Source organism: Malaciobacter canalis, from assembly GCF_008000835.1.
In the GTDB taxonomy this organism is placed as follows: Bacteria; Campylobacterota; Campylobacteria; order Campylobacterales; family Arcobacteraceae; genus Malaciobacter; species Malaciobacter canalis.
This window is the reverse complement of record NZ_CP042812.1, coordinates 1,494,536-1,519,427: the sequence shown is the minus strand read 5'-3', so window position 1 is coordinate 1,519,427 and position 24,892 is coordinate 1,494,536. Positions and strand designations below refer to the sequence as shown.

Annotated in this window: 22 protein-coding genes; 18 read left to right on the top strand and 4 right to left on the bottom strand. The window is 26.7% G+C overall.

The genetic code is table 11. From position 1 onward, the window contains the following. Positions 1-49 precede the first annotated feature (49 nt). The 9 genes from ACAN_RS07580 (at position 50) to ACAN_RS07540 (ending at position 11,092) form a co-directional block, all read left to right on the top strand. Complete coding sequence (locus ACAN_RS07580) at positions 50-1,069, top strand: aldo/keto reductase (protein WP_099333301.1); 1,020 nt, start codon at positions 50-52, stop codon at positions 1,067-1,069. Between the two features lie 12 nt (positions 1,070-1,081). Beyond that, a complete protein-coding gene (locus tag ACAN_RS07575; protein WP_099333300.1) occupies positions 1,082-2,080 on the top strand; it encodes a hypothetical protein in 999 nt (332 codons plus the stop codon). A gap of 167 nt (positions 2,081-2,247) precedes the next feature. Beyond that, positions 2,248-4,149: a sensor histidine kinase gene (locus ACAN_RS07570; RefSeq protein ID WP_099333299.1), complete on the top strand. Its 1,902-nt coding sequence runs from the start codon at positions 2,248-2,250 to the stop codon at positions 4,147-4,149. A gap of 60 nt (positions 4,150-4,209) precedes the next feature. Beyond that, positions 4,210-4,578 (top strand): YbgC/FadM family acyl-CoA thioesterase, encoded by a 369-nt coding sequence (locus ACAN_RS07565; protein ID WP_079577883.1) that lies wholly within the window; start codon positions 4,210-4,212, stop codon positions 4,576-4,578. Then, positions 4,571-6,748 (top strand): sensor histidine kinase, encoded by a 2,178-nt coding sequence (locus ACAN_RS07560; protein ID WP_165773023.1) that lies wholly within the window; start codon positions 4,571-4,573, stop codon positions 6,746-6,748. Before ACAN_RS07565 ends, ACAN_RS07560 begins: the two co-directional genes overlap by 8 nt. Continuing rightward, on the top strand, positions 6,748-7,233 hold the full coding sequence (locus ACAN_RS07555; protein WP_079577885.1) for a phospholipase D-like domain-containing protein: 486 nt from the start codon (positions 6,748-6,750) through the stop codon (positions 7,231-7,233). Before ACAN_RS07560 ends, ACAN_RS07555 begins: the two co-directional genes overlap by 1 nt. 75 nt (positions 7,234-7,308) lie before the next feature. Further along, the gene (locus ACAN_RS07550) at positions 7,309-8,562 is read left to right on the top strand and encodes a M48 family metallopeptidase (protein WP_099333297.1); all 1,254 of its coding nucleotides are present in this window, start codon (positions 7,309-7,311) and stop codon (positions 8,560-8,562) included. Next, the gene (locus tag ACAN_RS07545; protein ID WP_228150588.1) at positions 8,555-9,808 is read left to right on the top strand and encodes a DNA recombination protein RmuC; all 1,254 of its coding nucleotides are present in this window, start codon (positions 8,555-8,557) and stop codon (positions 9,806-9,808) included. Before ACAN_RS07550 ends, ACAN_RS07545 begins: the two co-directional genes overlap by 8 nt. 48 nt (positions 9,809-9,856) lie before the next feature. After that, positions 9,857-11,092 (top strand): MFS transporter, encoded by a 1,236-nt coding sequence (locus tag ACAN_RS07540; RefSeq protein ID WP_099333296.1) that lies wholly within the window; start codon positions 9,857-9,859, stop codon positions 11,090-11,092. Positions 11,093-11,105: 13 nt separating this feature from the next. Here ACAN_RS07540 and ACAN_RS07535 read toward each other — a convergent pair whose 3' ends face one another. The 4 genes from ACAN_RS07535 to ACAN_RS07520 all read right to left on the bottom strand — a co-directional run bounded on the left by ACAN_RS07535 (position 11,106) and on the right by ACAN_RS07520 (position 14,607). Beyond that, positions 11,106-12,005, bottom strand: coding sequence for a DMT family transporter (locus tag ACAN_RS07535; RefSeq protein ID WP_099333564.1), 900 nt, complete (start codon positions 12,003-12,005; stop codon positions 11,106-11,108). A 5-nt stretch (positions 12,006-12,010) separates the two neighbouring features. After that, complete coding sequence (locus ACAN_RS07530; RefSeq protein WP_099333295.1) at positions 12,011-13,231, bottom strand: molybdopterin molybdotransferase MoeA; 1,221 nt, start codon at positions 13,229-13,231, stop codon at positions 12,011-12,013. A 129-nt stretch (positions 13,232-13,360) separates the two neighbouring features. Beyond that, the gene (locus ACAN_RS07525; RefSeq protein ID WP_079577890.1) at positions 13,361-13,678 is read right to left on the bottom strand and encodes a hypothetical protein; all 318 of its coding nucleotides are present in this window, start codon (positions 13,676-13,678) and stop codon (positions 13,361-13,363) included. A gap of 182 nt (positions 13,679-13,860) precedes the next feature. Continuing rightward, positions 13,861-14,607, bottom strand: coding sequence for a response regulator transcription factor (locus ACAN_RS07520; protein WP_079577891.1), 747 nt, complete (start codon positions 14,605-14,607; stop codon positions 13,861-13,863). Between the two features lie 87 nt (positions 14,608-14,694). Between ACAN_RS07520 and ACAN_RS07515 the strand changes: the two genes are divergently transcribed. From ACAN_RS07515 to ACAN_RS07475, 9 genes are all read left to right on the top strand, one after another. Next, complete coding sequence (locus ACAN_RS07515; protein ID WP_228150587.1) at positions 14,695-15,630, top strand: DMT family transporter; 936 nt, start codon at positions 14,695-14,697, stop codon at positions 15,628-15,630. A 159-nt stretch (positions 15,631-15,789) separates the two neighbouring features. Continuing rightward, positions 15,790-16,026 (top strand): hypothetical protein, encoded by a 237-nt coding sequence (locus ACAN_RS07510; protein WP_079577892.1) that lies wholly within the window; start codon positions 15,790-15,792, stop codon positions 16,024-16,026. Further along, positions 16,023-16,685 (top strand): hypothetical protein, encoded by a 663-nt coding sequence (locus tag ACAN_RS07505; RefSeq protein ID WP_099333294.1) that lies wholly within the window; start codon positions 16,023-16,025, stop codon positions 16,683-16,685. The genes ACAN_RS07510 and ACAN_RS07505 overlap by 4 nt, the downstream gene beginning before the upstream one ends. A gap of 15 nt (positions 16,686-16,700) precedes the next feature. Then, positions 16,701-17,825 carry a branched-chain amino acid ABC transporter substrate-binding protein gene (locus ACAN_RS07500; RefSeq protein ID WP_099333293.1) on the top strand — a complete coding sequence of 375 codons (1,125 nt, stop codon included), beginning with the start codon at positions 16,701-16,703 and terminating at the stop codon, positions 17,823-17,825. 8 nt (positions 17,826-17,833) lie between these two features. Continuing rightward, positions 17,834-18,736 (top strand): branched-chain amino acid ABC transporter permease, encoded by a 903-nt coding sequence (locus tag ACAN_RS07495; protein ID WP_099333292.1) that lies wholly within the window; start codon positions 17,834-17,836, stop codon positions 18,734-18,736. Further along, on the top strand, positions 18,736-19,701 hold the full coding sequence (locus tag ACAN_RS07490; RefSeq protein WP_079577896.1) for a branched-chain amino acid ABC transporter permease: 966 nt from the start codon (positions 18,736-18,738) through the stop codon (positions 19,699-19,701). The genes ACAN_RS07495 and ACAN_RS07490 overlap by 1 nt, the downstream gene beginning before the upstream one ends. Continuing rightward, positions 19,701-20,477 carry an ABC transporter ATP-binding protein gene (locus ACAN_RS07485; protein ID WP_099333291.1) on the top strand — a complete coding sequence of 259 codons (777 nt, stop codon included), beginning with the start codon at positions 19,701-19,703 and terminating at the stop codon, positions 20,475-20,477. The genes ACAN_RS07490 and ACAN_RS07485 overlap by 1 nt, the downstream gene beginning before the upstream one ends. Next, positions 20,477-21,196: an ABC transporter ATP-binding protein gene (locus ACAN_RS07480; protein WP_099333290.1), complete on the top strand. Its 720-nt coding sequence runs from the start codon at positions 20,477-20,479 to the stop codon at positions 21,194-21,196. Before ACAN_RS07485 ends, ACAN_RS07480 begins: the two co-directional genes overlap by 1 nt. 111 nt (positions 21,197-21,307) lie before the next feature. Continuing rightward, entirely contained in the window at positions 21,308-24,889 is a 3,582-nt protein-coding gene (locus tag ACAN_RS07475; protein ID WP_099333289.1) for a proline dehydrogenase family protein, read from the top strand. The last annotated feature ends 3 nt before the right edge of the window (positions 24,890-24,892 follow it).

The window sequence follows — 24,892 nt, the reverse complement described above, 5'->3', positions numbered from 1 at the left end:
AAACCTTTTGTTATACTCATGCTAACTTATACAAAAGGTAATAGTTATTATGGAATATAGATATATAGGAAATAGTGGATTAAGAGTTACTCCAATTTGCTTAGGAACAATGACATTTGGAAGTACAACTACAAAAGAAGAAGCATTTAAAATAATGGATAAAGCATATGATTTGGGAATCAATTTTTTTGATACTGCTGAGCTTTATCCTGTTCCACCAAATGCTAAAGATGCAGGAATTACAGAAGAGATTGTAGGACAATGGATAAAAACAAAGCCAAGAGATTCTATAATTCTAGCTACAAAAGTAGCAGGGGCTGCTTCTGGATGGTTTGTTCCTCCTATTAGACATGGGCTTACTGCAATTGACTCTTTTCATATAAAAAGAGCAGTAGAAAAAAGTTTAAAAAAACTAGATACAGATTATATAGATCTTTATCAAGTGCATTGGCCTGATACAATTGTACCGATTGAAGAGTCTTTAAAGGCATTTGATGAGCTTATAAAAGAAGGAAAAGTAAGATATATTGGTACTTCAAATGATAGTGCTTATGGACTTACTAAAGCAAATGAGACTTCAAAACATAAAAACTTAGCAAGGTTTCAATCGATTCAAAATAATTTTTCATTATTAAATCCAAGGTTTTTAGATGAATTAGCAAATGTTTGTAAAAAAGAGAATATTTCACTACTTCCTTATTCTCCAATTGCAGGAGGAGTATTAGCAGGAAAATATAATAGTGGACTTTATCCTGATGATGCTAGATTTGGTATCTATATGAAAAATAAAAGTCCTAGAGTTCAAGCTATGGCAAAAAGATTTGTAAATGATAAAACTATTGAGGCTACAAAAAAATATGTAACTTTAGCAAATGAGTATGGAGTTTCACCAGTAACTTTAGCAGTTGCTTATTCAAAGCATTTTGATTTTGTTGCTTCTACAATTATTGGAGCTAGAAAACATGAACAGTTGGATGATTCTTTAAAAGCATTGAACTTTAAAATAGATAAAGAGTTATTAGAAAATATACAGAAAATACAAAATGAGATTTTATATCCTATGGGATAACTAAGGAACAAAATGGAATTATATTTTTTCGTTCTTCTTTTTGCTTTATTAGTTATGCAGTATTATAGTGTATTAACTAGATTTAGAATATTTAAAATATCAAGAAAAGTTTTTGATAAAAAGTTGAAAATAGCTCAAGTAAAATTAATTGATTCTACTTTTCCTCTTTTTCCTATTATTGATGGCAATAAGTTTGTTACTTTACTTGATTTAAAAGATAATGAGCTTTTTTCTTTTCTTGTTGAAACAAGTGATGGAGAACAAGAAATAGTAAAGAAAATTGTAAAGTCACGTGATGAAAAAAATAAACTAATAAAAGAATCAAAAGAGTTTTACTCTTTATTAGAAAAAAATATAAAAGATAGTTTCTTTGTAAATTTGGAGCTTGTAGACTTACCAAAAAGTTTAAATAAAGGCATTAATAAAGAAGTAATTGTATTTATTGATGAAAATTTACTTCAAGAAACAAAACTTTGTATTAGTTTTGAGTTTATAAAATATTTTGTTAAATATTATGATGATGTTATTTTTAAATTTTACTCTAATTTACACAAAAATCGCTTTGAAAAGCTTATTGAAAAAGGTTATTTGGGTAAATATGAAAAAATAGATACAAAAATTTTGGACTCAAATCAAATTTGCATAGATAAATTATCAGAATACTTATATAGCATAAGAAATAAAAAATATAACTACTATAACAAGATATTTGATAAAAATGAAAAATTAAGTGCACATCAAAACTTAAGAAAAACTATTTATAATGAAAGTTTTAAGAAGAACTATTTTTTAAATGAAGAAGAGATATATTTAGAAGTAGGGGAAGATTTGAGACAAATTGTGAAAAAACAGTTTCAAGTTATTCTTTTTAGGGATAAAGTATTTGAGTTAGAAACTTTTCTAACAAAAGAAAAAGATAGCTTTATCTTAGAAACATATATTCCAGAAGATGATATGAAAATCAAAAAAATTACTTTTAACTTTAAAGAAAAAAGCTTTAGTGTTGAATAGCTTATTTTTAATAAAAAATTCTAATTATTTTTCTTAATTTTAAACTTATATTAATTATTAAAAACTATAATAGTGACAAAAAAGTAACTAATAGTATTATGTCTGATAATTAATTTATAATTTTTTAAATACATTACTTACAAATATAACAATTTTTTAGGATTTTAATGATAGAAAATAGTGCAGAAAAAAAACTTTTATTATTAGTAAAGTATGCAATGCCACTTGTAACAATTTTTGTCTCTTTTATATTTACACTTTTTATGATTTTCAATAACATTGAAGAGTTTAAAAAAGATTCAAAAGATTTAAAAGCTGATTATATTAAAAATCAAAAAGCTTTAGTAAAAAGTGAAGTAAAAAGAGTTTATGACAGAATTTTAAAAAATCAAACTAGCGTTATTCCAACAATTGAAAAAAATATTAAAAATAGAATTAATGAATCTTATGAAATAGCTATGAATATTTATAAAGAACATAAAAATCAAAAAACCAATAATGAAATAATAAAACTAATAGGTGACTCTTTAAGAGGTGTAAAGTTTAATGAGAAAAGAGGATATTATTATATTTTTGATTTTAATGGCAATTGTATTTTATATCCCCCAAATAGAAAACTTGAAAATAACAACTATTTAAACTATGAAGATCCAAACGGTTTTAAAATAGTAAAAGAATCTATAAAAATTGCAAAGGCAAAAAAAGAAGGTTATTTGAAATTTTTATGGAAAAAACCAAAAAAAAACAAATTTTCAACAAAACTTTCATATATTAAAGCAATAGATGAACTAGGAATATATATAGGAACAGGAGAGTATATAAAAGATTTTGAAGATTCAATAAAAAAGAAAACTATTGAAAATTTACAAAATCTAAGATATGGACTTAACAATTTTGTCTTTTTAGTTGATTATAATGGCACTTATTTATCTCATTTAAAAAAAGATTATGTAGGCTTAAATAGAATTGATTTACAAGATAAAAATGGCACTTATATTACAAAAAAGATTATTGATACTGCTAAAAGTGGTGATGGTTTTATAAGTTATATCTCTACAATAATGCCAGAAACAAATAAACCAGCTCAAAAAACTACTTATGTAAAAGGTTTTGACAAATGGCAAATTGCTATTGCATCAGGTTTTTATAGTAAAAAAATAGAAGAGCAAATCATATTAAGAGAAAAAAGTTTAAATAAAAGAAACAATGAATATATATTAAAAATACTATTTATTTCTATAATTATTACAATTTTCTTATTTGCAATATCATTATATGTATCTTATTATTTAGAAAAATATTTTTTAAAATATAGAAAAAAGATTTTTGAAGAGATGGAGAAGAATAAGAAAAAGGATTTAATTCTTGCACATCAAACGAAAATGGTAGCAATGGGTGAGATGATTGAGAATATAGCTCATCAATGGAGACAGCCTTTATCTGTAATAACAACTAGTGCTAGTGGAATGCAACTTAGCAAAGAGATGGGAATATTAACTGATGAAAATCAAAAAGAGTCTATTGATATTATTATTTTAAATGCAAATCATCTTTCTCAAACAATTGATGATTTTAGAAATTTTTTAAGTACTAAACATGATGCAAAAACTTTTGAATTACAAGCAGTTTATGATAAAACATTAAAACTAATAAGTTCAAAACTAAAATCAAATGAGATACAAATTGATACAAATATTGAAGATATAAAAATCAAAGCATATGAAAATGAGTTAATACAAGTACTTATGAATCTATTTAATAATAGTCTTGATGCTTTTAAAATGAGAAATATAAAAGATAAAAAAATTAGTTTTAATGTATTTAAAAAAAATAAAAATGTAATTATTGAATTTAGTGATAATGCAGGTGGAATTGAGGCAGAGCTGATTACTAGGATATTTGAACCTTACTTTACAACAAAACATAAATTCAACGGAACAGGAATAGGGCTTTATATGTCCCAACAAATTATCAATAAACAATTTAGTGGTGAAATAAAAGTAAAAAATATAAAAAAAGAAGAGAATATAGTTGGTGTAATGTTTACAATAAAATTACCTATTAATTAAAATCTTATAATAGATTAATCAACAAAAGTTAAGTATAATTATAATTATTAAGGGAAGATAATGAAAATTAGAGTCTATTACGAAGATACAGATGTAGGTGGTGTTGTATATTATGCTAATTACTTGAAGTTTTGTGAAAGAGCAAGAAGTGAACTTTTTTTTAAAAAAGGTTTAAGTCCTCATATAAGTGAGAATGAATTCTTTGTTGTAAAAGAGGTCAATGCAAAATATATAAAACCTGCAAAATTTGGCGACTTACTTGATGTTAGTGCAAAACTTGAAGTTAAGAAAAGTGCTTCATTGATAATGTATCAAGAAGTAAAAAAAGATGAAGAAGTTTTATTTACTGCTAGATTTAAATTGGCTTTTTTGAAAAACTTTAAACCAACAAAAATTCCCAATGAACTTTATGAAGTGTTTTATGATTAGAAAATATTTATTTTTATTTTTTATCTTTTGTACATTTTTATATTCAAAGAACGTACTTATACTAAACTCTTATCATCCCTCTTTTTCTTGGACAAAAATACAAGTTGATAGTATTGTTAATACTTTGCTTGCTTCAAAAGAAGATATTGATATATATATTGAATATATGGATACAAAAAGAAATAATCCCACTTTAATGTACAAATACAAATTCTTAACACTTTTAAAATATAAATATTTAAACAAAAAAATTGATTTAGTTATTTCAACTGATGATAATGCTATAAATTTTTTAAAAATGTTTAGAAATGAGCTCTTTTCTAATAGTAAGATAGTTTTTAGTGGTGTAAATAACTTAAATATCTTAGATGATTATAAAAAAGATGATATTACTGGTGTTTTTGAAAGAATGACTCCTTTTGTAAACTATGAATTAGCAAAAAAGATCTCTTTAAAACTTGATAAACTTTATTTAATAGGAGATGATTCTGTAACTTTTAATGTACTTAAAAAGCTAGTATTAAAAGAGTTAGATAAAACTAAAATAGATTATGAGTTTATTAGTGATAAAAGTATTGATAAGTTAACTAATAAATTAAAACAAACAAATAAAAACTCCATGGCAATGTTAATAATGACAGCTAGCTATGTCAATAAAGATGAAAATCCAATTACAATGGAAAATGCATTAAAAAAGATTAATCAAGCTTATAACAATCCTATAATATCCACTGCAAGAGTTTTTAATCATGGAGGAAAAATAATTGGAGGTTATGTTGTTGATGGAAATAAACAAGGAGTTTTAGCAGCAAAAATGGCATTGAAAATTTTAAATGACCCAAATTTAAAAATCAAACCAATTTTAAATGGCACTAACTCTTATGTATTTGACTATAATGCTTTGAAATTTTTTGGTATAGATATTGAAAAATATTTACCATCTGAAAGTATAAAAATCTTAAATAAGCCAATATCTTTTTTTGAACATTTTAAACAAATAATTTTAATAATATCTATTATAGCTATATCTTTAATTGTGATTCTTCTTATATCTTTGAGATATAATTTTAAATTGAAAAAAGTAAATAAAAGATTGGAAAAATCAAATAAAAATATTCAAATATTTATTGATAATATTTTAGAGGGTATTATTATTTCAGTTGATGGTATTTGTATAGATTTAAATAAAGAGGCTATTAAGCTTTTAGGATATGAAAATAAAGATGAGTTAATAAATAAAAATATACTTGAAGTTCTTCCTGCAAATGAAAAAAACTTTTTTGATACAAAAAATGCTGGAGAAACAATTTTTATTAAAAAGAATAAAGAACAAATTAATGTATTAGCAATGAATAAAAAAGTAAGTTTTGAAGATAGGCGAGTAAATGTAACTTCTTTTGTTGATTTAACCCATTCTAAAAAAAGAGAAAAATTACTTTTTGAGCAAAGTAAACTAGCTTCAATGGGAGAAATGATAGGAAATATTGCCCATCAATGGAGACAACCTTTATCAGCAATATCTACTTGTGCATCTGGCTTAAAACTGCAACATAAAGTTAATGTTTTAGATGATGAAAATTTAAACAAATCTTTAGATACTATTATGAAAAGCACAAATTATTTGTCAAATACTATTGATGATTTTAAAAATTATATAAAAGGTGAAAAAATCATAACGAAATTTTATGTTTCACAAGCAATTGAAAATAGTATAGATTTATTGAGTGCTTCATTTAAAAATTATGGAATTAATATCGTTAGAAATTTCGATGATGTTCAAATTTATAGTTGTTTTAATGAATTAATTCAAGTTTTTATAAATATCTTAAATAATTCAAAGGATGCTTTAAATAAAAATTGTAAAAGGGACAAAGTTATTTTTATAAGTATAAAAGATGAAGAAAATTCAGTTACAATTGAATTAGTAGATAATGCTTTAGGCGTAGAAGAAGAAATTATAAATAAAATTTTTGAACCATATTTTACAACAAAAGAGAAGATGCAAGGAACAGGTCTTGGACTTTATATGAGTTATACATTAGTAACACAAAGTTTAAAAGGAATTATTCTTGCATCAAATAAAGAGTTTATTTATAATTCAAAAGAGGTAAAAGGCTTGTGTATGAAAATAGCACTACCTAAGTATATTGAAAAAAAGGATAATGATTAATGAAAAAAGTTTTTTTATGTATTTTGCTTATTTTTACAGCTTTAAATGCAAAAGATAGTCTATATTATTTACCAAAAGAGTCTAACATTGCTGTTAAAGAAGTAGAAACTCTTTTAAAAGAAAGTAAGAAATCTATAGATATTGCTATGTATAATTTTACATATAAAAAATTTGCTAAGTTATTAAATGATAGTGTAAAAAGAGGCGTTAGAGTAACTGTTATTTTGGATAAGAAAAAAGCTTTAGAAGAGAAAAAAACCCAATACGATTATCTAGTTAAAAATGGGATAGATGTTATTTTATTAGAGAATAAACTACATATAAAAATGGCTATTATAGATAAAAAAAGTGTTATATTTGGAAGTGCAAATTGGAAGAAAAAATCTTTTAAAAGTGATTATGAGATATTGTATATTTCAGATGATAAGAAAATGTTATCAAGATTTAATCATATTTTTAAAGAGCTCCTGCAAGAGTATAAGTAATCTATACTCTTTACTAATCTACAAGTACAAAAACTGTATTATTCAAATTAATTATCAATATAAAAAAGGATAGATGTGTTAGAAATATTTGTAATTGCATATTGTTTATATTTTATAGTAAATATATATACTTCATTTATGCAAGTAGGCTTTGTTAGTAAAGCAAAAAATATGCCAGCAATTATACTTGAGGATAGCAAATACCTTGAAGCTGGAAACTATAGTATAGAAAAGGAAAAAGTTTCAATACTTTCAACATTTTATGATTTTGTAATTTTTATGCTTTGGATAGGTTTTGGACTTAAATTTTTAGATTCACTTATAGTAGTTGATCAAGGTTGGTTAAAAGCTATTTTGTTTATTGATGCTTTTATTATAATAAACTGGATTTTATCTTTACCTTTTGATTTATATACAACTTTTAAACTTGATAAAAAGTATGGTTTCTCAAATATGACTCCTGCTTTATATATCAAAGATACAATTAAAAGTGGTATTTTATTTTTAGTTTTTGGAAGTTTAATAATTGCAGGAATTGCACTTATTATTGAAAATCTTCCTTTATGGTGGATATGGGGATTTGTTTTTATTTTTGCTGTTATTATACTAATAAATATGATTTATCCATTAGTAAGAGATAAGATGTTTGATAAATTTGAACTTTTAAAAGATAAAGAGCTTGAATCAAAGATTGAAAAACTTTTAGATGAAGTTGGATTTAAAAGTAGTGGAGTATTTTCTGTTGATGCAAGTAAAAGAGATAATAGACTTAATGCTTATTTTGGAGGACTGGGAAGTACTAAAAGAGTGGTTTTATTTGATACTTTAATTCAAAAATTAACTCATAATGAATTACTTGCAGTCTTAGGTCATGAACTAGGACATTTTAAAAATGGAGATATCTTAAAGAATATAGGAATTATGGGTATAGTAATGTTTATATTTTTTGCTATTTTTGGAAATTTAAATGATGAGTTGTTTTTAGGACTTTCATTAAATAATGAACCATATGCAATTATTGCAGTATTTTTACTTTTTTCTCCAATTTTATCATTTTTCTTGATGCCTTTAGTTTCACTAATTTCTAGACATAATGAGTATGCAGCTGATGAGTTTGGTTCAAATTTACAATCAAAAGATGATTTAGTAAATGCTTTATTGAAATTAGCAAATGAAAATAAATCATTTCCATTATCACACCCTTTATATGTTTTCTTTTATTACTCTCATCCACCATTAGTTGAAAGATTTAAAGAGCTAGGTTATGATGTATATAAAGTAAATAATGCAAAAGAAGCAATGAAAGATGATTTTAAAATAGATGAATGATATTAATTTATATTCTATTGTAGCTTTTGGTATAGGCTTTGTTGTATCAGGTTTTATATTTTACTTTTTAAGTAAAGTAAAATATGAAGCTAAACTTCAAAGCTTAACAAATGAAGCAAATATAAAACTTCAATCAATGAATGATAAAATAAATTCACAAAGAGAGCTTTATGAGCAAAAACTACAAAATAAACAAAGAGAGTTTGAACTAAAACAAGAGAGCTTTCAAGAAAAAATAGATCTTTTAGAAACTTCAAAAATTAAGATGAAAGAAGAGTTTGAAAATCTTGCAAATAGACTTTTTGAACAAAGTAGCAAAAAATCAAATGAAAATATTAATCAAATTTTGACTCCTTTTAAAGAGCAAATTAATAATTTTGGAAAAAGAGTAAATGATATTTATTCAGAAGAGACAAAACAAAGAAGTTATTTATTAAATGAAATAAAAAATCTAAAAGAGTTAAATACACAAATTTCAAATGATGCAATAAATTTAACAAAAGCATTAAAAGGTGATAATAAAACTCAAGGTGATTGGGGAGAGTTAATCTTAGAAAAAGTTCTAGAGCAAAGTGGCTTAAGAGAGGGTATTGAATACACTACACAAAGTTCATTTTCAAATGAAGGTAAGAGATTAAGACCAGATGTTATTGTTCATCTTCCTTTACAAAAAGATATTGTAATTGATTCTAAAGTCTCTTTAAACTCATATATTAACTATACACAAGCTGAAGATGAACAAAATAGACAAAAAGCAATTAAAGAGTTGATCTCTTCTTTAAAAGCTCATATTAAAGGTTTAAGTACAAAAAGATATGAAGATATCAAAGAAGTTAGAACTTTAGATTTTGTACTAATGTTTATACCAATTGAATCTGCTTTTTTACTTGCAATCTCAAATGAGAATAACCTTTTTAAACTAGCTTTTGAAAACAATATAATGCTTGTTTCTCCATCAACTTTATATGTATCTTTAAGAACAATAGAAAATATTTGGAAAATAGAGTATCAAAATCAAAATGCAGAACTAATTTCTAAAAAAGCAGCAAACTTATATGACAAATTTGCATTGTTTGTAAAAGATATTGAAGATATAGGAATGCATATTAATAGAACTTCAAAGTCTTATGATAGTGCATTAAACAAGCTTTCAAAAGGTAAAGGTAACCTTTTAAGTAAAAGTCAAGAGTTTATACAATTAGGTGTGAAACCAAATAAGCAAATAAATATTACAAATCATATATAATTGAATATAATACTATTTAAACAAAACTATTAATAAGGATTTGTTTCCATGACATTAAGAAAAATTTTATTTCCTATATCATCACTTTTCTTTTCAATTGCTTTTTTAGCAATAGGATATGGGATGATATTAACTTTTGTTGGGGTGTATCTTAAAGAGTTGCAAGTTAGTAATACAGTAATTGGTATTATTAATGCGTCATTTTTTCTAGGAGCTGTAAGCTCTTCTATTTTTAGCCAAAAAATTATCTCAACAGTAGGGCACATAAGAAGTTTTGCTGCATTTGCTTCAATTATGGTAGTCTCTTTTTTACTTCATTCTGTATTTTTCAATGAGATTCTATGGGCTTTTTTACGATTAATTTCAGGTTTTTCGTTTTTTGGACTTTTAATTATACTTGAAAGTTGGCTAAATGAGAAAAGCAGTGAAAAGGATAGGGGAAAGATTTTAGCTATTTATACTATAATTTTTTATCTCTCTACTGCTATTGGACAACTTTTTTTAAATATTGATGAACATTTTAAACAGGCTATTTTTACAATAGGTTCAGTATTAGTACTTTTTTCAGTAGTTATTATTGCTTTAACAAAAATAAAAGAGCCTAAACTTGCAGAGTTTGAAAAATATAGTGTTCCAAAAATCTTTTCAATTGTTCCACTTGCTACTGTTTCAAGTTTTATAGGTGGGTTTTTTGTTGGTGGATTTTTTACTATGGTTCCTGTTTATATACTAATGCAAGGACAATCAATTGAAGTTGTTTCTTATTTTATGCTTATTACATTGATTGGTGGATTGATCTCACAATGGCCAATAGGACTTTTATCTGATAAGTATGGAAGAAGAAAACTTATTGCATTTTCAGCATTTTTTTCAGCTGTTATTTCAATTTTATTTATAGTTTTTAATTTAGATGAACAAACTTTATATATTTTAGGATTTTTATTAGGTTTCTCAATCTTTTCAGTATATCCTTTAGCAGTAGCAAGAGCAAATGATGTTGTAGATGAAAATAAAGATATTGTAGAAATAAGTAGAGCTTTACTTTTTGCATATGGTATAGGCTCTTTTATCTCACCATTACTTATTGGATTTGGATTAAGTTATATGCCACAGTTTTTGTTTTCATGCTTTGGAATTTTAGGCTTATTTTTATGCTTTTATTCTCTTTCTAAAAAAAGAATTGCAGATGATGATTTAAGTACTTTTGTAAATATGCCAGTTGCATCAGGAGCTGAGTTACCTGAGCTTGATCCAAGGCAAGATGAACATACACCAACACCTTAGATTTTTAATGCAACTATCTTTTAGATAAAAATAGTGATAGGTAAATACCTATTGCTATAAAGCAAGCACCAAATAAATGATAAAGTTCTACTTTTTCACCTAAGAAGAAATAAGCTAGAATAGCTCCAAACAAAGGCATTAGATGTGCAAATTGACTTGATTTTTCAGGACCAATTTGTGCAATTGCATTATTCCAAAAATAAAATGACAATACTGAAGCAAAAAAAGATACATAGATAATAATTGGCCAATTTTGCTTTATCATTATTACTTCTCTTTGAATACTATACCCTTGATATAAATATATAGGAGTAAGATATATAACTCCTAAAAAAACTAAAGTGGTAAAAAGTTCAATATGATTTAACTCTTTTGGTTTATATCTAAGTAAAATTGAGTATAAAGCCCAAATTGTAGCACTTAATATTATCCACAAATCTCCATTTTTTAAATTTAATTCTAAAATTTTTGCAATATTTCCTTCTAAAACTAAAAATACAACTCCAAATGTAGAGGATAAGAAACCTAAAATTTGAATTTTATTAATAGGATTTTTTAAGATAACAACTCCTAAAATAAGAACAAGTAATGGAGTCACAGAATTAATCAAAAGAGCATTTGTAGCTTGTGTTGTTTGTAAAGCAATATAAACAATTGTATTAAATAAGCTTATTCCTAAAATTGCTAAAATTGATAGTATTAAAAAGTGCTCTTTTGTACTTTTAATACACTTTTTAACATTCATATATTTTATAGAAAAAGGAAGAATTAAAATAAAAGCAAGAACCCATCTAAAATAAGCAAGTTCTAAAGGTTCTATTTCATCTTTTATAAATCTTCCTAAGATAAAGTTTCCAGACCAAAAAAGTACACAAAGAGTTAGTAAAAAATATACTTTATATACTTTTTGCATTTGTATCATTTTAATTGGTTTAATAGTAAAATATCTACCATATCTCCAGCTTTGATATCTTTACTATCATCTTCTTGAATTAATAAAGCAGGACTTTCGAGCATATTTGTTAATATTGCACTTGTTCCTTTTTTCTTACCCTCAAAATTAACTTGATAAATTCCATCTTTATATTCAACATTACAAGCTGTAAAGACTGTTTTTGGCATTCTTCTTGGAAAGTCTTGATTGATTTTTGCTTTTACTATTGGTAAGCTTTGATTTGCTTGCTTTAATCTATAAATAAAAGGAAGCACATATAAAATAGCACAAACAGTTGAAGAGTAAGCAAAACCTGGAAGAGCAATAATTAATTTCCCATCTTTAATAGCTGCTAAAAGATGCATTCCTGGTTTGATTGTAACTCCATGAAATAGTACTTGAGCTTTTAGTTTATCTTTTATTACATCTTGAACAAAATCATAATCCCCAACACTAACTCCACCTGTTGTTATAACAATATCAGCTTTTTCAAGACCTTTTTGTAGTAGTTGTGTAATAGAGTCTATATCATCTTTTACTATTCCCATTTGTATAGTATTAGCACCTGCTTTTTTACATAAAGCTTCAATTGTCAAGTGGTTTGAACTTCTAATTTGAGAATCATTTGTTTGTATTTGACCTAAATCTAGTATTTCACTACCTGTACTTGCAATTGCAACTGATGGAGAAACAAATACAGGAACTTGTGCAATATTAAGAGATGCTAATACCCCAACTTCTGCAAAACTTACAATTGTTCCTTTTTTTATAAGAACCTCATCTTTTTTGTAGTTTTCTCCAATATCTCTTACTGCAAAACCAAAAGGAACTTTTTTTACAATTTTTATTTCATCATCATTTACTTCAACATTTTCAATAGGAATTAAAGTATCACTTCCCTTAGGCATTAGTGAACCTGTAAAAGTTTTAATACATACTCCATTTGTAACAACTGATTCTACGACACTTCCTGCTGGATTTTTATCTATTATTTTTATTTTTTCTTTTATTAAATCTTCTGCTTTTAAAGCATAGCCATCCATTGCTGAAGTTGCAAACTCTGGACTATTATGGTCTGCAATAATATCTTCTGCTACTACATATCCTAATGCTTGTGTTAAAAACATTTTTTCAATTGGGGGTGTTTTTATATCTATTTTTTCTAATATTTCTAAAGATTGTTTATAACTAATAAAATTTCTCATATTTATTCTCCAAAATTAATGCAAAATCTTATCAAAAACTAGGCAAATATGCAACTTTTTGAATGATAATGCTAATATTTTTATATAATTTAAATCTAGTTGGGTAGATTATGGATTTTAAGCTTAAAATTAATGAGCATTTCTTTGAATATACTCTTTGTATTTATTAGCAGTGTTATAACTAACTTGAGCCTCTTTTGCAACACTATAAACAGTTATTTTTTGATTGAATAGTCTCATCATATTTACTGTACTTTCGATTTTTTTTCTTGCTGTATCTTGTCTTACTTTTGTAGCTTTTTGAGTAGCTTTTGTCTTTTTTACAGTTCTACTTTTTATAGATTTATGCTCTTCATGTGAAAGTTTATTAAATAATTCATGGTTATCATTTTCTAAACAAAGTTTTTGTAATTCGTGTAACTCTTTATGAGTGAGTGTAATTCTCACCTTTAAAACCTTTATATTTTTTTTTGGGACGAAATTATATCAACACTTCATTAATATATGATAAAATAGGCTATCTACTATTTATTTCATTATAACGAAGTGAAGTGAATTAAACTTTAATAGTAATTACTTAAGGGTATTAAACACTATACAAAAAAATATCGTATAGTATTGTAGGTCTATTATGGTTCTACAAAAATATCTTTATTTACTCGATAACCTTCTCCATAAATATTTTTAATCATATCTGTTGGAATCTTTTTTCTAATTCTTTTAATCAAAGATTTAATAGAATCAATACTTAGTTCTTTGTCATATTTATCACTAAATAGCGTATTATAAATATCTTCATTTGAAAATGTTATATATGGGTTATTTATTAGTAAATTTAGTAAAACTGTTTCACTTGAAGATAGCTTTACTTCTTGACCTTTTTTTAATAGTGTTTTATTCTCTTTATCCCAAACAAAATTTTCTATAAAAAATACTTTTTCAGAAGCCTCTTTTGAGTTATTTATTCTTTTACATATATTTAATAAAGGATCAATTAACTGATCAATAATTAAAGGTTTTTGTACAAAATTATTAACTCCTAAGTTTATTAGCTCTATAAGATATTTTGAGTCTTCATAAGCAGAAATTACAATTACATCTTGATCTTTATTTATTTTAAGAATATCTTTTGTTAATTCAATACCATTTTTTTTAGGCATTTTTATATCTGTTATTACTATGTCATAATAATAATTCTTTTCTTCATAGAACTTTAAATATTTTTCTAAACCTTCTTTCCCATCATTTGCTAAATCAACTTGATTAAAAAGAGTTTTGAAAATTTTTTCACTTTGATGTCTTAGATCTTCATCATCTTCAATAAAAAGTATATTTAAAGCACTAGATTCTTTTTGTAGTTGTTTATATTTATTCATATATTGTCCTAATACTTTTATCTTTATAAAATTATTAGATAAATAGAGTTAAACTAATCTTAATGAAAAGTAAATAAACTATAAATTTTGTTATTTCATGTTATTTTTTTAGCTAAACTTAAAGGATGTGATATAAAATCAAATTCAAAAGCATATAAATTTGCCTTACTTGCTATATTTTTATGGTCAACTGTTGCAACTGCTTTTAAAATTTCATTAGAGTTTTTAACTCCTGAAATGTTAGTATTATTAGCTTCTGTTGCTTCTACAATTGTTTTATTTATAATTTTACTATATGAAAAAAGATTAAATTTAGTAAAAACTCATATAAAGAGTAATTTTAAATTAACTCTTATGATGGGAGTTTTAAATCCTTTTTTATACTATTTGGTTTTATTTAAAGCATATGATTTATTGCCTGCACAAGAAGCACAAGCAATCAATTATACTTGGGCACTTATGTTAGCATATCTTGCTGTTCCATTTTTAAAGCAAAAATTAACTTTATCAGATATTGTTGCAGGAATTATATGTTATTTTGGTGTACTTGTTATTTCTACAAGAGGAGAACCTTTCTCTTTGAATTTTTCAAATCTTTACGGAGTAGGTCTTGCATTATTTAGTACAGTTTTATGGGCAATGTATTGGATTTTTAATACAAAATCAAAAGCATATCCAGAAGTTGGGCTATTTGCTAATTTTTTAATTGCATTACCTTTTATTATTTGTTATTTATATTTTACTGATGGTTTTTTTATTCCTGAATTAAAAGGAATTCTTGCAGCTTCATATGTTGGTATTTTTGAGATGGGAATTACTTTTATGCTTTGGTTAAAAGCTATGCAATATACAACAAGTACTTCTAAAATTGCTAATTTAATATTTATTTCACCTTTTTTATCTTTAATATTTATCTATTTTATCTTAGGAGAAAAAATTTATTTATCAACTTTGTTTGGTTTGGGCTTAATTATTTTAGGTTTAGTTCTTCAACAAAAAAGATCAAAAATAGCACAAGAATAGCATTTTATTGAAAATATATAGAAAAGTTGTAAATTGGTTAAAAAATACACAATAATGACATAAAAATTAAGATTCAGTTAAGTTTTGCTGTGAAATAATGATATAAGTTTTTGGTACTACTTTTAGTACTACTAAATTTTTATTAGGAATTTTTAACTAATGGCAAAACAAAAACATAAAAGAAATATAATTAGAAGTGTTATTGATAAACATACCAAAAATGGTAAAAAAGAGATATCTCAATTAACAATTAAGATTGATAAAAAGTTAGATAATGCGCTAATTATATTATCAAATGAAATTAATATTTCTAAAAATAGACTTATTGAAGATATATTATATGAAAGTGGTATTTTAGAAGAAGTTGATGAAAACTATGAAGGAGAAAATAGATGAATAATTTCCCCTTGCAAGATGAAATTGTTAAATGCGTTATTGATGGAATTATAACTGCAAAAAATAATTTTACTTTTTGGACTGCTGATGAACTATATTTATCATATGCTCCACCTAGATTTTTGACTATTCATGTATCACAAGAAATAGCAAAATTAAAAAATGCTCCAGAGATTTTTATTGATGCAACTACTGCAGATATTCTTAGATGCTCTTTACCATCAAGGGATGCTTTTAGAGAGTTTATGAAACAAAGATATCTAACACAAGATGTTTTGTGTTTAACTTTAGATGAAAGATTTGAACATAAAAGTGATAATGACTCTATATCAAGAGTAATTATGAGTTTAAAGAATGGTGTTAGAAATGTAAAAGAAGAGTACAAATATGAGATTGAAAAAATATGTAAGATGCTTTATAGAACTAAGTTAGAGGATTCTACTTTAGACTATGGAATTTTTGCATTTTATTTAGATATTTCAAGTAGTGCTAGAAAAAAAAGCGAACAAAGAATAAAAGAGATTATAGAATCTTTTGATAAAATAGTAAACTCATTTGAAAACTTACAATCAAGATTAGAAGGAGGCAAGATAAATATTATACCAAATATTGGTGAATGGGCAGTTTGTTGTTATATAATCGAGCCAAAATTTAAATAAAATAAAGGAGAAAGAATGAGAAAATTCAAAAATGTTGCAAAAGCAATTGCTTTAAGTGCAATAGTAGCAAGTTCAAGTTTACTTGCAGATACAGTAAAGATTGGTGTTCAAGCACCAATTACAGGAAAGTATGCAAATGAGGGTCAAGGAATTGAACAGTTTGTAAAGCTTATAGTTAATGAAAAAAATGCACAAGGTGGCTTACTTGGTAAACAAATTGAAGTAGTAACTTGTGATGATGAAGCTAAAGCTCAAAAAGCTGCAGTTTGTGCAAGAAAACTTGTGAATGCAGGTGTATTTGCTGTGATTGGTTCTTATACATCAGGTGCAACAGAAGCAGCACAAGCAACATATTATAGAAATAAAGTATTACAAACAAGTGATGGAACTAGTGACTCATTAATTAAAAGAAAATATTGGACTTTTTTTAGAAACTCGTTTCCAAACTCAGCACAAAGTGATTTTACAGCAGACTATTTTGTAAATCAAAAAAACTATAAAAGAATAGTTGTTTTATCTGATTATTCATCATATTCAGAAGGTCTTGGTGATGCAACAGAAAAATCAATCAAAAAAATTGGTGGAAATGTAATTTTTAGAGGAAAGATTAAATCTGGTACTCAAAACTTTACGGCAATGCTTACAAAAATTAAATCAATGAATCCAGATGTAATTTACTATTCAGGTTATTATACTGATGGAGGTCTTTTAAGATCTCAACAAAAACAACTTGGAATTGACGCTGATTTTGTTGGTGGAGATTCAAATGATAATCCAGACTTCTTAAAATTAGCAGGCAGTGCAGCTGAGGGTACAGTATTAATTAACTTCCCAACGCCAGATATCTTACCATATAAAGAAGCTAAAAAATATTTAAAAGCTTACGAAGATACATATAATATGAAACCACCTTCAATTTGGGCAGTTGTTAATGCAGATGGTTTAAGAGCGATTATGCATGGAGTTGAGCAAACAAAATCTTTTGATACTAAAAAAATCTCTGATTTTTTACATAATCTAAAAGACTTTCCAGGAATTACTGGACCAGTTACTTTTAGAGAAGATGGTGAAAGAATTGGAGCTGAGTTTATGGTTTATGAAATTCAAAAAGATGGTTCATATAAAGTTTTAGGGAAATAAGGTAAATAATGGATACTTTTCTTCAACAGTTAATTAATGGTTTAACTATTGGAAGTTTATATGCATTAGTAGCTTTAGGTTATACAATGGTTTACGGTGTGATGAAGTTAATTAACTTCGCACACGGTGACTTGGTTGCCTTTTCTGCTTATGTAGGGCTTACAATATTTTCTCAGTTTTTTGGAGCTAGTGCAAACTCATTGATTAATGTAGTAATTATATTTTTATTTACAGCAATTATTGTTGCATTTGTAGGTGTTCTTCTTGAGCGTCTTGCCTATAGGCCTTTAAGAACGGCACCAAGACTAAGTGCCGTTGTTTCAGCATTGGGTGCATCCCTTGTAATTCAAAATGCAATTATGCTAATTTGGGGTCCAAATATGAAAATTTTTCCAGCTGATTTATTACCAAATACTATTTGGGAAATTGGTGGAGTAATTTTGACATTTACTCAAGTATTGATTTTGATTTTATCAGCTGTATTAATGATAGCTTTATACTTTTTTATTAATAAAACAAAAATAGGAACTGCAATTCGTGCAACTGCAATTGATCAAGATGCAGCTAAATTAATGGGTATTAATGTAAATAGAATTATTACTATTATTTTTATAGTTGGTTCAGCATTGGGTGCTGTAGGTGGATTATTTATTGGTATTTATTACAGAGGTCTTACTTTTGATATGGGTTGGCTTTATGGATTAAATGCTTTTATTGCAGCAATTATAGGTGGTATTGGTAATATCCCAGGAGCAATGCTTGGGGGTTTATTACTAGGTTTATTTAATGCAATGATATCAGGATATATATCAACAGAGTGGGCTGAAACATTTACTTTTATGCTTTTAATTATAATTTTAATTGTTAGACCAACGGGTATTCTTGGTGAAAAAACAGCGGAGAAAGTATAATGAATAAAACAACAATTATAGCAACATTATTTATTGCTGTTATGGCATTTTTCCCGTTTTTAGTTGATTCTGCTTGGTTAAGTATTGGAATTACATTTTTAATTTTTGCAGTTGTAGCTTTTTCTCAAGATATTATTTTAGGAAGAGCTGGTATTTTTAATATGGGGCATGCAATATTTTTTGGTATTGGTGCTTATGCAACTGCAATTTTAAATGTTCACTTTGGACTTGAAATTATTGAGACTTTACCATTTGCTATTATATTACCAGTTATTGTTTCTATTTTATTAGCAGGTCCTATTATTCATCTAAGAGGTGATTATTTACTTGTTGCTACGATTGGATTTAATATTATTTTTGAACAAGTATTATCTAATAATCCTTTTGATTTAACAGGTGGACCAAATGGAATTTTTGGAATAGATGTGGTAAGAATTTTTGGATATGAGCTATTTTCTCAAATCTCAATATATTATATTGCATTTGGTTTATTAATTATTACTTTATTTATAATTAGAAATTTAGATAACTCTAAATATGGTAGAGCACTTTATTATATAAATAAAGATGAAATTGCAGCTAAATCAATGGGAATAAATGTTTCTTATTACAAACTATTTGCTTTTGCATTAGGTGCAGCAATAGCAGGAGCTGCTGGTTGCGTATTTGCTATTCAGTACTCAGCTGTATCTCCTGAATCATTTAACTTTATGCAATCTGTTATGTTCTTTGCAATTGTACTTGTTGGTGGTTCTGCTTCACTTCCTGGTATTATCATTGGTACATTTGTGATGTTTGTACTTCCTGAACTATTTACAGAGTTTAAAGAATCAAGATATTTAATCTTTGGTGCTGCTATGATTTTGACAATGATTTTAAGACCAAATGGTGTTTGGCCTGCGACTTTTGGAAATATTCCAAACTATTTAAAAAGAAAAGCAGCTAAGCTTAAAGGAGAAAAGTAATGAAATATGTATTAGAGATTGAAAATGTTTCAAAACTATTCTTTGGATTAGTTGCAATTGATGATTTGACTATCAAAGTTAAACCTGGACAAATTTATGGAATTATTGGTCCAAATGGAGCTGGAAAAACTACACTATTTAACTGCGTAACTGGAATTTATAAACCTGAAAAAGGAACTATTAAATATAAAGGTGAAGATATTACAGGAATGTCAGCACATAAAATTGCTCAAAAAGGTGTTTTAAGAACTTTCCAAAATATTAGACTTTTTAAAGAGATGAGTGTAGCAGAAAATATAATGGCTGGATGTCATACAAAATCAAAACAAAAATGGTATCACTCTATTATTCATACTCCTTTTTACAAAAAAGACAATGACAAAAGTTGGAAAAAAGTAGAAGAGCTTATGGATTTTTTTAATCTTACAAAGTTTGCGATGATTCCAACAGGTGATTTATCATATGGAAATCAAAGAAAAGTAGAAATGGCAAGAGCATTAGCTGCTGAACCAGAACTTTTAATATTAGATGAACCAGCAGCTGGTCTAAATGAAAATGAAACAATAGAACTTACAAATATCATCTTAAAGATTAAGCAAATGGGGCTTGGAATTATGATGATTGAGCATGATATGGATATGGTTATGAAATTAACAGATTATATAACTGTAATTAATTTTGGTAAAGAGATATCTCAAGGTGAACCAGATTTTGTTCAAGATGATCCAAGAGTAATTGAAGCTTATATTGGTAGTGATGATGAGGATGAAGAGTAATGCAAAATGAAATTTTATTAGATGTGAGAGATTTACATGTAAGTTATGGAGCAATTGCTGCAATTAAAGGAATTTCTTTAAAAGTTCATAAAGGTGAAGTTGTAACAATTCTTGGAGCAAATGGGGCTGGTAAAACAACAACTTTAAAAACAATTTCTGGCTTATTAAAACCTAAATCAGGAAATATTATTTTTGATAAAAACGATATTACAAATACACCAGCACATGATATTGTAAGTTTAGGCATGTCTCACTCACCTGAGGGAAGAAGAGTTTTTGGAACACTTACAGTTGAAGAAAATCTTATGATGGGAGCATATACTTTAAAAGACCATGATAAGGAAACATTGGAGTGGATTTATGATATTTTACCAAGATTAAAAGAAAGAAGAAAACAGCTTGCTGGTACTTTAAGTGGAGGTGAGCAACAAATGTTAGCAATTGGTAGAGCTATTATGAGTAAACCAAAACTTCTTATATTAGACGAACCAAGTTTAGGTCTTGCACCTATTTTGATTAAGTCAATATTTAAAGCAATAAAAGAGATTGCCTTAAGTGGTGTAACAGTTTTAATAGTTGAACAAAATGCAAAAGCTGCATTAAAGTTAGCAAATAGAGGTTATGTACTTGAAGTTGGAAAAATAACTCATGAGGGAACATCAGAAGAGTTGTTAAGTTCAAAAGCAATTCAAGAAGCATATTTAGGTAAAAAGCATTAGGTTATAAGTAGCATGAGGGCATACTTGGCGGTTGTACCCTCAAAACACATTAAAGTGCGTGTAAAGCTACTTAAAATTTATTTAAAATACAATTAATTTTAAGGATATTGCATGAAAAACGAACAAGAGTTAATAGAAAAAAGTATAAATCTAGCAGAAAGATGGCAAAATAAAGCAACTACACTTGTAAGTAATTGGGATAAAGAGTTTTCTATAAAAATGAAAAAGATGCTTGCTCATCCACAAGATAAAGCACTTTTGATTGAGTTAATGGATCAGTGTTTTAGAACAAACTCAAATAAAAGAATAGCTGATCAAATAATTTTTTTACTTGAAAAACATGGAATGGCACATTTTTTTACTACTAAAGATAAAACACTTTTATGGCTTTTCCAAAACTTTGGTAAATATTTACCAGATCTTTCAGTTCCTTTATTTGTTAATGAAATTAGAGAAGATACAAAAACAGTTGTAATAAAAGGTGAAGACGAACCTTTTAATGAACATCTAGAAAAAAGAAAAAAAGAGGGAACAAGAATTAATATTAATCTTATTGGTGAAGTTGTCCTTGGAGAAAATGAAGCAGAAGAGAGAATTCAAAAATATTTAAAAGCTTTAGAAAATCCAAATATTGATTATATATCTATTAAAATATCAACAATTTATTCTCAAATCAACTCAATGGATTTTGAAGGTACTGTTACTACTTTAGTTAAAAAATTAACAAGAATTTATGAACAAGCAAAGAAGTATCCATATATTGCCCCTGATGGGACAAAATCTAATAAATTTATTAACCTTGATATGGAAGAGTATAAAGATTTAGCAATTACTGTTGAAGTATTTAAAAGAACATTATCATTACCACAATTTAAAGATTTTTATGCAGGGATTGTTCTTCAAGCTTATATTCCTGATTCATTTTTAGTACAAAAAGATTTATGTCAATGGGCTAAACAAAGAGTAAATGATGGTGGAAGTCCTATTAAATTTAGATTAGTAAAAGGTGCTAATATGGAGATGGAAGAGACAGAAGCCTCTCAAAAGCACTGGGATATGGTGACATATACAAATAAAAGCCATAGTGATGCAAACTATAAAAGAATGGTTAAGTTTGCTCTTGATAAAGATAATGCTGCTTATATGCATGTAGGAACTGCTTCACACAATCTATTTGAACTAGCATTTGCAACGGTTTTAGCAGAACATAATGCAACTACTAAATTCCATACTTTAGAGATGTTAGAAGGAATGAGCGAATCAGCAAGATTAGCAATTAATGAGATTTCAAAAGATGTGATTTTATATGCACCAACTGCGGCAAAAGAACAGTTTACAAATGCTATTGCATATTTAGTTAGAAGATTAGATGAAAATACAGGACCAAATAATTTTATTAGATACTCTTTTGGATTAAAAGTTGGAACAAAAGATTGGAATGAACAAAAAGCATTATTTATCAAGTCATTTGAATTGGAAGAGGAAACATTTGTAGGCAGTTTTAGAACACAAAACAGATTAACTGAAAAATGGGATACTTTTAATAATTCATCTTATGATACAAGTGAGTATCATGCAGAGCCAGATACAGATTTTATTTTATCTCAAAATCAAGAATGGGCTAAAGAGATTGTAAAAAAATGGAAATTTTCTAAAGATACTGAACATGAAACTAAACCAATAGTAGTTGCAGGCAAAGAGATAGTTACAGGAAGAAAAGTTTATAAAGCAATAGATAAATCTCAACTAAAAGATGAAGTTTTAGCAGGTAAGTTTGCTATGGCAAATGAAGATGATTTAAAAAGAGCAGTTGAAACAGCAAAAGCTGATGTTGATGGATGGAGAAGTAAAACTTATGCTCAAAGACATGAACTTTTAAAACAAGCAGCTATAAAAGTTCGTGAAAGAAGAGGAGATTTAATAGGTGTAGCAGCTGCAGAAGTTGGAAAAGTATTTACAGAAACTGATGTAGAAGTTAGTGAAGCAGTTGATTTTATTGAGTTTTATGCACACTCTTCAAGATATTTTGAAGAGTATACAAATTTAAAGTTTAAAGGAAAAGGTGTTGGTGTTGTAATCCCTCCATGGAATTTTCCTGTAGCAATTCCTTTAGGAGGCGTAGCAGCTACTTTAGCAGCTGGTAATACAGTAATTATTAAACCTGCTACAGTTGCAGCCTTAACTGCTTATGAAATGTGCAAATGTTTTTGGGATGCTGGAATATCAAAAAATGTATTACAATTTGTTCCTTGCCCTGGAGTATTAGCAGGTGAGCATTTAGTTGCTAATAAAGATGTTGATTATGTAATTTTAACAGGTGGAGAAGATACAGCTGCCTCAATGCTTAAAACAAGACCTGATTTATTATTAACTGCAGAAACAGGTGGAAAAGATGCGACAATTGTTACAAATATGGCAGATAGAGATCAAGCAATTAAAAATGTTTGTCAAAGTGCATTTGGAAACTCTGGACAAAAATGTAGTGCTACATCATTGCTTGTATTAGAAGAAGAAGTTTATAATGATGAAAACTTTAAAAAAGCATTAATAGATACAGCAAAATCAATGAGTGTTGGTTCTATTTGGGATTTAAAAAATAGAATTGGAACTTTAGCAAATAGTGTATCTGGAAAATTAAAAGAAGCAATTGAGAATCTAGAAGAGGGTGAAGAGTGGGCATTAGAACCATCTTATGCAGAAGATAATGAGTATATGTTAAAACCCTCAATTAAATGGAATGTAAAAGAGGGTAGTTTTATTCATATGAATGAACTTTTTGGACCAGTTTTAGCAGTTATTAAAGCAAGAAATGTAAAACACGCTGTTGATATTGTAAATGCAACTGGATATGGATTAACTTCTGGAATTGAATCTTTAGATGAAAGAGAAGTTAATTATTGGAGAGAAAATATTAAAGCTGGAAATCTTTATATAAACAGAGGAACAACAGGTGCTATTGTTTTAAGACAACCTTTTGGTGGAATGGGTAAATCAGCAATTGGAGCAGGAAGAAAAGTCGGTATTTATAACTATATAACACAATTTGTTGACTTTGAAGAAGTTGGTAAACCTGAAATTATAAAAAACTTTCACACAGATCTTACTAGATTTATAAGTCATTGCAAAGATAAGTATACAAATGAAAAAGATGATTTTGAAAAACTTGAAGTAGCAGTACAATCATATTATCATAATTTTCATACAGAATTTAGTGTTGAAAAAGATTATGTTAAAGTAAGAGGTGAAGATAATCATTTTAGATATCTTCCTTTAAACAGAGTAATTATTAGAGTAAGTAATGATGATACTTTTTTTGATGTTATAAGTAGAATTTTAGCTGCAAAAATATCTGGTGTACACTTTACAGTATCAATTGATAATAATGAAAAAATAGAAGAGTTCTTGAAAAATGCAACAGTTTTATTTACTTCAAAAGATAGAATTGTTAAACATACAAATGAAAAGCTTGCTGATGTAATTGGAAATTATGAAAGAGTAATTTATTCTGACATATCAAAAGTTCCAGAGTCTATATTTGAAGCTGCAAGTAAACATCTTGGAACATTTATTGTAAGAATGAAACCTATGATGGAAGGAAGAATAGAATTACTAAATTATTTCAAAGAACAAAGTATTTCTCATTCATATCATAGATATGGTAATATTGGAGCAAGAGAGTATAGTAAAAAGTAGAAT